Origin of the sequence: Cupriavidus sp. UYPR2.512, assembly GCF_000379565.1 — a bacterium.
GTDB lineage: Bacteria > Pseudomonadota > Gammaproteobacteria > Burkholderiales > Burkholderiaceae > Cupriavidus.
On the sequence record NZ_KB902859.1, the window covers coordinates 1 to 11,367 of the forward strand.

General features: G+C 65.7%; 8 protein-coding genes, 1 rRNA gene and 3 pseudogenes. 8 read left to right on the forward strand and 4 right to left on the reverse strand.

The window, feature by feature from the left end:
- Positions 1-134: 134 nt before the first annotated feature.
- Together rrf and A3A5_RS37690 are read left to right on the forward strand one after the other, a co-directional pair.
- A 5S ribosomal RNA gene (rrf, locus tag A3A5_RS0105605) occupies positions 135-247 on the forward strand.
- Between the two features lie 277 nt (positions 248-524).
- Positions 525-1,474: pseudogene (locus tag A3A5_RS37690) on the forward strand (DUF3047 domain-containing protein).
- Between the two features lie 18 nt (positions 1,475-1,492).
- Here A3A5_RS37690 and A3A5_RS0105615 read toward each other — a convergent pair.
- On the reverse strand, positions 1,493-2,518 hold the full coding sequence (locus A3A5_RS0105615) for a DUF2891 domain-containing protein (RefSeq protein WP_018309632.1): 1,026 nt from the start codon (positions 2,516-2,518) through the stop codon (positions 1,493-1,495).
- Positions 2,519-2,568: 50 nt separating this feature from the next.
- The gene (locus tag A3A5_RS0105620) at positions 2,569-3,762 is read right to left on the reverse strand and encodes a M20 aminoacylase family protein (protein ID WP_018309633.1); all 1,194 of its coding nucleotides are present in this window, start codon (positions 3,760-3,762) and stop codon (positions 2,569-2,571) included.
- Between the two features lie 35 nt (positions 3,763-3,797).
- On the opposite strand from A3A5_RS0105620, the gene A3A5_RS43010 reads away from it, so the two are divergent.
- The 6 genes and pseudogenes from A3A5_RS43010 to A3A5_RS37695 all read left to right on the forward strand — a co-directional run bounded on the left by A3A5_RS43010 (position 3,798) and on the right by A3A5_RS37695 (position 9,809).
- Positions 3,798-4,019, forward strand: coding sequence for a hypothetical protein (locus A3A5_RS43010; protein ID WP_157637141.1), 222 nt, complete (start codon positions 3,798-3,800; stop codon positions 4,017-4,019).
- A 66-nt stretch (positions 4,020-4,085) separates the two neighbouring features.
- Positions 4,086-5,672, forward strand: a complete 1,587-nt coding sequence (locus tag A3A5_RS0105625) for an ABC transporter substrate-binding protein (RefSeq protein WP_018309634.1) — start codon at positions 4,086-4,088, stop codon at positions 5,670-5,672.
- 153 nt (positions 5,673-5,825) lie between these two features.
- The gene (locus A3A5_RS0105630) at positions 5,826-6,803 is read left to right on the forward strand and encodes an ABC transporter permease (RefSeq protein ID WP_018309635.1); all 978 of its coding nucleotides are present in this window, start codon (positions 5,826-5,828) and stop codon (positions 6,801-6,803) included.
- A 3-nt stretch (positions 6,804-6,806) separates the two neighbouring features.
- Positions 6,807-7,739, forward strand: a complete 933-nt coding sequence (locus A3A5_RS0105635; protein WP_051108487.1) for an ABC transporter permease — start codon at positions 6,807-6,809, stop codon at positions 7,737-7,739.
- A 14-nt stretch (positions 7,740-7,753) separates the two neighbouring features.
- A complete protein-coding gene (locus A3A5_RS0105640) occupies positions 7,754-8,752 on the forward strand; it encodes an ABC transporter ATP-binding protein (RefSeq protein WP_018309637.1) in 999 nt (332 codons plus the stop codon).
- A gap of 26 nt (positions 8,753-8,778) precedes the next feature.
- Positions 8,779-9,809, forward strand: a pseudogene (locus A3A5_RS37695) (ABC transporter ATP-binding protein).
- A gap of 78 nt (positions 9,810-9,887) precedes the next feature.
- Here A3A5_RS37695 and A3A5_RS0105650 read toward each other — a convergent pair.
- Both A3A5_RS0105650 and A3A5_RS44420 read right to left on the reverse strand, forming a co-directional pair.
- On the reverse strand, positions 9,888-11,090 hold the full coding sequence (locus tag A3A5_RS0105650; protein ID WP_018309638.1) for an ABC transporter substrate-binding protein: 1,203 nt from the start codon (positions 11,088-11,090) through the stop codon (positions 9,888-9,890).
- Positions 11,091-11,238: 148 nt separating this feature from the next.
- Positions 11,239-11,367, reverse strand: a pseudogene (locus A3A5_RS44420) (IS4 family transposase); the annotation flags it as partial.

An 11,367-nucleotide genomic window follows, 5' to 3' on the forward strand; every position in this document is an offset into this window, starting at 1 on the left:
GCTTGATCCTATAACCAGTGTGTTTTGCCTGGTGAGTGATTCGCCTGTGCCCTCGGTTGGCACAATACGCACAACCAAGACTACATCCCTATTCGTGACGCTGGCTTCAACCCCCAGCGTCACAACCCCTCATGCCTGGTGACCATAGCGAGCTGGAACCACCCCTTCCCATCCCGAACAGGTCCGTGAAACAGCTCCGCGCCGATGATAGTGCGGATTCCCGTGTGAAAGTAGGTCATCGCCAGGCTCTTATACTGCAGAACCCCCAGCCCCAAAAGGCTGGGGGTTTTTGCTTTGGCGCGGCGGAAATGCCGTGGCCGTCGCAGGCATGCGTGTCCTCGTTGTTTTCATGCCGCATCGCGGGTCGCCGAGCATTCCGGGACTGCCGGCCTTCTGCTATGGTCGACACCCAAGTGCCCACATGCGGCACGAAGGCGGTTGCAACGCGTGTTTGCAGCAAGTAGTGAGCAATAGCCGGACCCTTGCCGACAGAGCAGGTCCGGATTCGGGTTTCGAGGGGTTACATGACGGCCAAGGTGTTTCGGCTGGTTTTGACTGGGGCCGCCGGCGCGCTGCTGCTGGCAGGATGCGCATCCACTCCCCCTGTTTCGGCGGTTCCTCCGGGTGACACGGCCAATATGGCCGGGACTTCCGCGATAGATTGCCAGGCGTTCGCCCGGCGCATGGCCGCGTACGCGGCAGCGCAGACGGACCCGGCGGTGCCTGCGGTGCCGTCGCCCGACCCGCTGGCTGCCGCCAACACCAGTGCGGCGGAAGCCGAGGCGGGTGATGACGGCGAAGTCGCCGATGCCGCGCCGCCGCCAACCCTGGCCACGCTGCCGTTGTTCTCGGTCTCACCGCATCGCGACCAGTTGCCGGTCGGCTGGCAGCCGTGGACCATCAACCGCAACAAGACGCCGACCCGTTATTCGATGGCGGAGGTCGACCAGCGCGTGGTCGTCCATGCGCAGGCCGAAAGCTCGGCCTCCGGCCTGTATGTGCCACTGCGCGAGCGCGATGCCGGCATGCTGCGCTGGACCTGGAAGACCAGCAGCATCACCGCAATGCCGACAACAGCCTCGGCCCGCGCGAGGACTCGCCGTTGCGCCTGTTTGTCGCCTTCGACGGCGACAAGGGTGCCCTGCCCTTGAAAGACCAGCTGATGTACGAGATGGCGCGGCTGACCACCGGCCGCGATATGCCCTACGCCACGCTGATGTATATCTGGGGCGGACGGCGCGCGGAAGGCTCATTGGTGAAAAATCCGCACACCGACCGAGTGCGCATGATCGTGGTGGATAGCGGCATGAAGCACGCCAATGAGTGGCGTTGCCATGAGCGCGACCTGCGCGCCGACTACCGCAAGGCCTTCGGGACCGACCCCGGCCGGGTCATCGCCGTGGGCATCATGACCGATACCGACAACACCAAGAGCAAGGCCGAGTCCTGGTACGGCGACATCGCGCTGGACTGAAGCGCCCCGGCGGCGCCCTCAGCCGCCGATGGGTTCGGCCAGCGCGAGCAGCGCGAACGAGGCCAGCCAGTGCGTGGACACATACTCGCCCTCGACCGCCTGCGGCAGCGAGGCCTCGAGATGGTCCGACCACGCCCGGATGGCCAGCGGCCGCAGCGGCTCGGGCAGGGCGGGCTCCAGCATGCGCCAGCACCAGGCGCGCGACAGGTTGAGTCCGTCCAGGTGCGAGGTCTTGGGATCGCTGCGATTGGTCACTTCGACCGGCGTCAGCCAGTTGGCCAGTTCCACCTGCCCCGGCACGAACAGCTCCCACCATTCTGAAAACGCGCAGCCGTCCATCACGGCGTGCATCAGCACGGCTTCGGTCAGCCCGCCGGACAGGAATTCATCGCCGCCGGGCTCATACCGCGCCGGGTACTTCTGATCATGTCCGAACCAGCGGTGGGCCCGCCGCACGATGGCGCGCCGCAAGGTGAGGTCCTGGTGCGTGCGTGCATAGGCCATGGCCATCACCAGGGCGAAGGCGCTGTTGTAATGGGTGCCGGTGCGCACCGGGAATACCGCTGCATCGAGGAAATCCGCGAGTTGCCGTGACAGGTGCAATGCCAGTGGCGCGCACGCCTCGGCCCAGGTGGCAGCCTGGGCGTCCTGGCGCGCCAGCGCCAGCAACTCCGCCTGCAGTTTCAGCATCCAGCCCCAGCCATAGGGACGCTCGAAGGTGCGCGAATGGGGCCGCTGGAAGTAGGCCAGCTCGACCGCGATGTGCTCTGGGCGCAGCTGGGCATCCAGCGTTTCGCGGATGCGGGGCGCCTCCTCCAGGTCCGGCGACAGCGCCAGCAGCCGCACCAGCAACCAGTGCATGTGCACGCTGGAGTGCCAGTCGTAGCTGCCGCAGAAGACCGGATGCCAGGCCGCAGGTTCGGCCAGGTCACCGGCGCTGGCCATCATGTGGTCCAGCTTGTACGGATAGCGGCGCAGGATATTGTCCAGCGCCACGCGCGCGAAGCTGCGCGCTGTCTCGCGATCCAGCGCCAGGTGGCCCATCGCGGATGCTCCCCTGTTGTTATCGTTGTGCTGCGCTCAGGTACGTAAGGTCACGCAGGCGCCAGCCACTTCTCCACCAGCCGCACGAAGAACGTCGAGCCGACCGGCAGCAGTTCGTCGTTGAAATCGTAGCTCGGGTTGTGCAGCATGCAGGGCCCGATGCCATGGCCGGCGTCGCGATGGCCGCCGTCGCCGTTGCCCAGGAACAGGTAGCAGCCGGGCTTGTGCTGCAGCATGAACGAGAAATCCTCGGCGCCCATGGTGGGCTCGACGTTGCTGTCGACGTTGTCCGCACCGACCAGTTCGGCGGCGACCGCGGAGGCAAAGCCGGTCTCGGCCTCGCTGTTGATGGTCGGCGGATAGTTGCGGTGGAATTCGTATTCGATGGTGCAGTCGAATGCCGCCGCCACCGCGCGCGCCACTTCTTCCATGCGCCGTTCGATCAGGTCCAGTACCGGCACCGTGAACGTGCGCACCGTGCCGCCGATCCAGGCCTGGTCCGGCACGATATTGGTGGCGTCGCCCGCGTGGAACTGCGTGACCGAGATCACCGCGGTATCGATCGGGCGCTTGTTGCGCGTGATGATGCCCTGCAGCGCCGACACGATCTGCGCCGCCGTGAAGACCGGGTCGTTGCCGTTGTTGGGCATGGCCGCATGCGCACCCTTGCCGCGCACCACGATGCGGAACTCGTTGCTCGATGCCATCAGCGGGCCCGCGCGCGTGCCGAACGTGCCGACCGGCATGCCCGGCCAGTTGTGCACGCCGAACACCGCGTCGCACGGAAAGCGCTCGAACAGCCCATCCTTGATCATTTCACGGGCGCCGCCGCCGCCTTCCTCGGCCGGCTGGAAGATCAGGTGCACGGTGCCGTCGAACGGCTTGTGCTGCGCCAGGTAGCGCGCCGCGCCGAGCAGCATGGCGGTGTGGCCGTCGTGGCCGCAGGCGTGCATCTTGCCGGTGTGCTGCGAGCGGTGATCAAAGGTGTTCGCTTCCTGCAGCGGCAGCGCGTCCATGTCGGCGCGCAGGCCGATGGCGCGCGGGCTGTTGCCGTTGCGGATCACACCGACCAGGCCGGTGGTGCCCAGGCCGCGATGGACTTCGATGCCCCACGATTCCAGATTGCGCGCGACCACGTCGGCGGTGCGCTGCTCTTCGAAGCAGAGTTCAGGGTGGGCGTGGATGTCGCGCCGGATCGCGCGGATTTCGGCTTGTGCCTGCAGGATTTCAGGGATGAGCTTCATGATGCCGGGCTGCCTCGGAGTCAAAGGCGTTAGCGATGGGATACCCCGATCATACGATGCCTCCCGCGAAAGCGCCAAAATGTGGCGATTTCCTGCGCGGTTGCCCGGTTGGCGCAGTGCAATATGCCAGCGCGGGTGGGTTTCCCCGCATTGCCGTGACATGCGCACTGCTGGAACAGTTCATGCTTGAAGTGCCCGGCCGGCAATTCCGTCGCTTTTTGATGCGCCATCGCACCAAAAAGCAGCGCCGCTCGTGACCCGCTGCGCGCGCGCATTGCCGATCCTAAAACGTCTGCTTCACTTCCTACAGGGAGCATTGCGCGATGTCCCTTCGCACTTTCAAGAAGGCAATTGGCGTGGTGGCGGTAGCGGGGGCCCTTGGCCTCGCACTTGCCGGCACCGCCCAGGCCGCGGATCTCAAACTGGCCATGAGTTCGCCGCCGACCTCGATGGATCCGCACTTCTACAACCTGTTCTCCAATATCAACGTCTCCGAGCACATCTTCGACTCGCTGACCAAGATGGATCCCGACAGCCGCATCATCCCGGGCCTGGCCGAGTCATGGAAGCTGGTCAACAACCTCACGTGGGAATTCAAGATCCGCAAGGGCGTGAAATTCCACGACGGCTCCGAGCTGACCGCCGAAGACGTGATCTGGTCGCTGGACCGCCCGGCCACCATCCAGAACAGCCCTGGCAAGTTCGATGTCTACACCAAGGCGATCGTCAACAAGAAGATCATCGACAAGCACACCATCCAGCTGACCACCAACCAGCCCTATCCGCTGATGCTGAACGACCTCACGTCGATCTTCATCGTGCAGAAAAAGGCGACGCAGGGGCTGAGCTCGGATGACTTCGCGCAGGGCAAGGGCATGGTCGGCACCGGGCCGTTCAAGTTCGTCAGCTATGCCCGCGACGACCGGGTCGAGCTGGTGCGCAACAACGACTACTGGGGCGCCAAGCCGGCCTGGGACAAGGTCACGCTGCGCTTCATCCCCAACCCGGCGACGCGCCTGGCGGCGCTGCTGTCGGGCGACGTGCAGGCGATCGAGAACGTGCCCACGCCTGACCTGCCCAAGGTGCGCAAAGATCCCAAGCTGTCGTTCTTTTCCAAGATCTCGCACCGCGTGATCTACCTGTATTTCGATGCCAAGCGCGACAAGTCGCCCTTTGTCACCACGAAGGAAGGCGCGCCGATGGACAAGAACCCGCTGAAGGACGCGCGCGTGCGCAACGCCATCAGCATGGCGATCAACCGGCAGGGCATCAAGGACCGCCTGATGGAAGGCCTGTCCGAGCCGACCAACAACCTGGTGCCGCCGACGCTGTTTGGCTACAACCCCAACCTGAAGACGGTCAAGTACGACCCCGAGGGCGCCAAGAAGCTGCTGGCCGACGCGGGCTTCCCGAACGGCTTCGGCGTGACGCTGCACACGCCCAACAACCGCTATGTCAACGACGAGAAGATCGCGCAGACCATTGCGCAGAACCTGACCCGCATCGGCATCGCCACCAAGGTCGAAGGCATGCCGATGGCAACGTACTCGTCCAAGGGCATCAAGCACGAGTGGTCGTTCGGGCTGCTGGGCTGGGGCGCGCAGACCGGCGAGGTCAGCTCGCCGCTGCGCGCGCTGCTGGCGTGCGAGGACAGCAAGAAGGGCTTCGGCACCACTAACTGGGGCGAGTACTGCAACCCCAAGATGGACGTGGTGCTGGAAAAGGCGCTGTCCACCGTGGATGACAACGAGCGCTCCAAGCTGCTGCAGGAGGCCACCGCAATCGCGATCAACGATGGCGGTATCATCCCGATCCACCAGCAGGTGACCACCTGGGCCACGCAAAAGGGCATCGTCTACGTGCCGCGTACCGACGAGCGCACCTACGCGCACAACTTCAAGCCCCAGTAAGCTCAGGTCAGCCCAGACAGGAGCCTCGGCCGGCGGATTGTCTGCTGGCCGAGTTTGCGGTGCCGCGCATGGCTGCCGCGCCACACCCGGGAAGCGCCACGGCGCGGCCCGGGCGTGGCGTGCATTCGTGCGCGAAAGGAAAGTGGTTCGAACATGCTGGTCTTTATCATCCGGCGCCTGATGCAGAGCGTGGTCGTGCTCTTCGTCATGTCGCTGCTGGTTTTCCTCGGCGTCTTTGCCATCGGCAATCCCGTCGACATCCTGATCAACCCGCAGGCCGACCAGGAGGACATCAAGCGCACCATCGCGGCGCTTGGCCTGGACAAGCCGTTGTGGGAGCAGTACTGGGTCTTCCTGCAGAATGCGCTGCAAGGCAACCTGGGCACCTCGTTCGCGCACGGCACGCCGGCGCTCAAGCTGATCTTCGAGCGCATGCCCGCCACCATGGAACTGGCCATCTGCGCGATCCTGCTGGCGATCGTGCTGGGCATCCCGCTGGGGCTGTGGGCCGGGCTGCGGCCCAAGGGCATCGCCGGCAAATCGATCATGACGGTGTCGATCCTGGGCTTCTCGCTGCCCACCTTCTGGGTCGGGCTGATGCTGATCATGGTGTTCGCGGTGCAGCTCGGCTGGCTGCCCTCGAACGGGCGCGGCGAGACCGTGCGCGTGCTCGGCATTTCGCTCAGCTTCCTGACCGCCGACGGCATCCGCCACCTGATCCTGCCGGCGGTGACGCTGTCGCTGCTGAACATCGCCATGGTGATCCGGCTCACGCGCGCCGGCACGCAGGAGGCGATGCTGCAGGACTACGTCAAGTTCGCGCGCGCCAAGGGGCTGTCTAACACCCGCATTGTCGGCGTGCACGTGCTGAAGAACATCCTGATCCCGATCGTCACCGTGATCGCGCTGCAGTTCGGCTCGATCATCGCCTTTGCCATCGTGACGGAATCGATCTTTGCCTGGCCCGGCATGGGCAAGCTCATCATCGACTCGATCCAGCTGCTGGACCGGCCGGTGATCGTCGCCTACCTGATGGTGATCGTGACATTGTTCATCCTGATCAACCTAGTGGTGGACATCCTTTACAGCATGCTCGATCCGCGCGTGCGCATTGCCGACAACAAGGGCTGAGCCATGAGTGCCGTATCTGTGGAACAAGAGGACAAGACGCCGCCGCCCGCCGCGGCGCGCGAGCAATCGCCGTGGCGGCGTTTTGCCGCGGAGTTCTTCTCCAGCAAGATTGCCGTGGCTGGGCTGGCCACGCTGGTAACCATTATCCTGATCGCCATCTTGGCACCGTGGCTGGCGCCGCAGAACCCCTATGACCTGGCCACGCTGGACGTGCTCGACGCGCGCCTGGCGCCGGGCGAGCAGGCCGGCAGCGGCATGACCTTCCTGCTGGGCTCGGACGAGCAGGGCCGCGACATCCTGTCGGCGGTGATGTTCGGCCTGCGCATCAGTATCGGCGTGGGCGTGGTCAGCACCGTGATCGCGCTGCTGCTGGGCGGCACGCTTGGCCTGCTGGCGGGTTTCCTGGGCGGACGCACCGAGGCCTTCATCATGCGCGTGGCCGACCTGCAGCTGTCGTTCCCGCCGATCCTGCTGGCGCTGATCCTGCTGGCGTTCCTGCGTCCGGGGCTGGGCAATATCGTGATCGCGCTGGTGGCGGTGCAGTGGGCCTACTACGCGCGCACCACGCGCAGCGCCGCGCTGGTGGAGCGCCGCAAGGAATACATCGAGGCGGCCACCTGCCTGGGCCTGTCGCCCACGCGCATCATGTTCCGCCACCTGCTGCCCAACTGCCTGCCGCCGCTGATCGTGATCGCGGCGCTGCAGGTGGCATCGGCCATCACTCTGGAAGCGACGCTATCCTTCCTCGGGCTGGGCGTGCCGGTCACCGAGCCGTCGCTCGGTTCGCTGATTTCCAACGGGCAGCAGTACATGCTGTCGGGCAAGTACTGGATCAGCTTTTTCCCCGGCATCGCGCTGGTGGTCACCATCGTGGCGATGAACCTGGTGGCCGACCAACTGCGTGACGTACTGAACCCGCGCCTGCAGACGCAATAAGGAAGGAGCGGAACATGGCACAACCGACACTGGTGGTCGAACACCTGAAAACGCAATTCCATACGCGCGGCGGCATCGCCAAGGCCGTCGACGACGTATCCTTCACCGTGGGCCGCGGCGAGATCATGGGGCTGGTGGGCGAGTCCGGCTCGGGCAAGTCCATGACGGGCTATTCGATCATGGGCCTGATCGACCCGCCCGGGAAGATCGTCGACGGCCGCATCGCGCTGACCAGCCGCGACGGCGTCACGCGCGACTTGCGCGCGCTCACCCCGGCGCAGCAGCGCGACGTGCGCGGCAACCGTATCGCGATGATTTTCCAGGACCCGATGATGACGCTGAACCCGGTCCTGCGCATCGACACGCAGATGATCGAGGCGGTGCTGGCCCATGAGAACGTGGGCAAGGCGGTGGCGCGCGAACGTGCCCGCAATGCGCTCGCGCGGGTCGGCATCCCGTCGCCGGACGAGCGCCTGCAGGCCTATCCGCACCAGTTCTCGGGCGGCATGCGCCAGCGCGTGGCGATCGCGATCGCGCTGCTGAACAAGCCCGACCTGATCATTGCCGACGAACCGACCACTGCGCTGGACGTCACCATCCAGGGCCAGATCCTGTACGAGATGCAGACCCTGTGCCGCGAATCGGGCACGGCGCTGATCTGGATCACGCACGACCTGTCGGTGGTGGCGGGGCTGGCCGATACCGTGTGCGTGATGTACGCCGGCAAGATCGTCGAGGCGGGCGACGTGCGCCAGGTGCTGGAACACCCCGAGCACCCGTACACCCACGGGCTGATCAGCTCGGCGCCGTCGCGCAATCCGCGCGGCACGCCGCTGCGGCAGATCCCGGGCATGACGCCGTCGCTGCTGAACCTGCCGGGCGGCTGTGCCTTCCGTGAACGCTGCCCCTACGCCAGCGCTGCCTGCAAGACCGAGCCGCCGCTGGAAACCGCTGCCGACGGCCGCCGCCTGCGCTGCTTCCATCCGGTGCTGGCCAACCAGGAGGCGGCATGAGCGCAACTGAACTGCAATCCCGACCGATGACGAATCCTGCCGCTGAAGAGGGGGCCACGCCGGGCGCGCCGATCCTGGAACTGCGCGGCGTGTCCAAGCGCTTCGTCAAGTCGCTCGACGCGGCCGCGCGCATCGCGAACCTGTTCGGCGCCCATGCGCATGAAGAGGTGGTGCACGCGGTCGACCGCGTCGACCTGAGCATCCGTGCCGGCGAGGTGGTGGGCCTGGTCGGCGAGTCCGGCTGCGGCAAGTCCACGCTGGGGCGCATGGCTGTGGGTCTGCATAGCCTGACCGAGGGCGAGCGCCTGTGGCGCGGCACCAACCTGGACCACCTGCCGCCCGACAAGCGCCGCGAGAAGCAGCTGGCGATCCAGATGATCTTCCAGGACCCGTACGCCTCGCTCAATCCGCGGCTGCGCGTGCTGGATATCGTCGGCGAGGCGCCGGTGGTGCACGGCATGGTCGAGCGCGGCGCGCAGAAAGGCTATGTGGAAGACATGCTGGTGCGCGTGGGCATGGACCCGACCGTGCTGCGGCGCTTTCCGCACCAGTTCTCGGGCGGGCAGCGCGCGCGCATCGGCATTGCCCGGGCACTGGCGGTGAAGCCCGAGTTCCTGGTGTGCGACGAGTCGGTGGCGGCGCTGGACGTGTCGACCAGGCCCAGGTGCTGAACCTGTTCATGCGCCTGCGTGAAGACCTGAACCTGACCTACCTGTTCATCAGCCACGACCTGGGCGTGGTCAAGCACATCAGCGACCGCGTGGTGATCATGTACCTGGGGCGGGTGGTGGAATCCGCGCCGACCGAAGACGTGTTCGCCGCGCCCAACCATCCTTATACGCAGGCCCTGCTGGCGGAGGCTCCCAAGCTGGAGGTGGCTCGCAAGACCTATGTGGCGATCCGCGGCGAGATCCCGTCGCCGCTGAACCCGCCGCCGGGCTGTCACTTCCACCCGCGCTGCCCGCATGCGATGCCGCGTTGCCGGGAAGAGCAGCCGCTGCTCAAGGAGATTGCGCCGATGCGGTTCTCGGCGTGTCACCTGAACGACATGGAGTAGGGCGCCTCAACCCGCACTGGTTGTCTCCCCTCTCCCCTTATGGGAGAGGGGAGACAACATGCGGTCACGCTGAGCGCGTCAGCGGATCACCTGGCCCTTCGAATTGATGATCGTCATCTCGACGAACTTCGAACCCACGTGGTTCTCCGGCGTGAAGTTGACGATAAATCCGCCGAGGTCATAGCTGCGCATTGACTCCAGCGCGGTCACCAGTTTGTCGCGCGTCAGGTCCTTGCCGGCGCGGCGCAGGCCTTCGGTGAAGGCCTTGGCGGCGATGAAGCCTTCGATGCTGGCGTAATCGAATTCGCTGGGCTTGCCGGCGGCCTGCAGCAGGCGCAGGTACTCCCGCACGATCGGCAGCGTGGCGTTGCCCGGGTGCGGCATCACCTGCGAGATGATCACGCCGCTGCCCTGCGCGCCGACCTCGTTGGCCAGCGCCTGCGTGCCGACGAAGGAGACGTTGTAGAACTGGCCGTTGTAGCCGCGGCGCAGCGCTTCCTTCACGAAGGCGCCGACGGTGCGGTAGGCGCTGATCATCACCACGGCGTCGGGCCGGGCCTTCATCGAGCCCTGTATGGCGTCGCCGATTTCCGTGGTGTTGCGAACCACGGGCTCGCGCGCGACGATCTGCACGCCGCTGTCGGGCGCGGCCTTGAGCGCGCGCTCCAGACCTTCCAGTCCGGCCTTGCCGTAGGCGTCCTCGTTGTAGACCACGGCCACGCGCTTGAGCCCGGTGGTCCGGATCTGGCGCAGGATGGCCGCGGTTTCCTCGTTGTAGCCGGCGCGCACATGGAAGACGTAGCGGCTGCGCGGCTCGCGCAGCGACTGCGCCCCGGTGTACGGGCCGAAGAACGGCACCCTGGCCTGGATTGCCAGCGGCAGCGCGGCCTGGCTGGTGGGCGTGCCGACATAGCCGAAGAGGGCGAAGACGCGGTCCTCCTCGATCAGCTTCTTGGTGTTCCTGGCGGCGGGCTCGGGCTCGTAGTAGTCGTCCAGCGCCTCCAGCCGGATCTTGCGGCCGTAGATGCCGCCCTCCTGGTTGATATGATCGAAATACAGCCGCGCGCCCGAGTTCATCTGCTTGCCGAGCACGGCGGTCGGGCCGGTCAGCGCGGCGGACTGGCCCAGCAGGATGGTGTCGGCAGTGACGCCGTTTTCGGATGTGGCGGCGGTGCCCGCCGTGTTGGCTGCGAAGGCAGCGCCCGATGCGCCACCCGTGCCGATGGCGCACGCCACCAGCAGGCCGGCAAGGCGGCCATTGACCCCGGATCGGAAAGACATAAACCCCCCGCGAAATGTGGTTCGGTTACCCGTTCGCCGCGTCGGCCGGTCGCTCGCCGGCGAATTGCTCACGTCGTGCGGCATGGTGCGCGTACTGGTCTGTGCCGGCAGCGCGCCGGCACATCATAATCGAATCACTAGTGTCCGGTTAAATTTCGAACAAATTCAATTGGTTAGCGGCGTCGGGAACTTCTGACAGTGAAGAGTCGGGCTGAAAGGCCTGTGAAATAGGGGTTTTCTCGAAAACCGAGACGGACAAAATCTGTAGCAAAGTGTA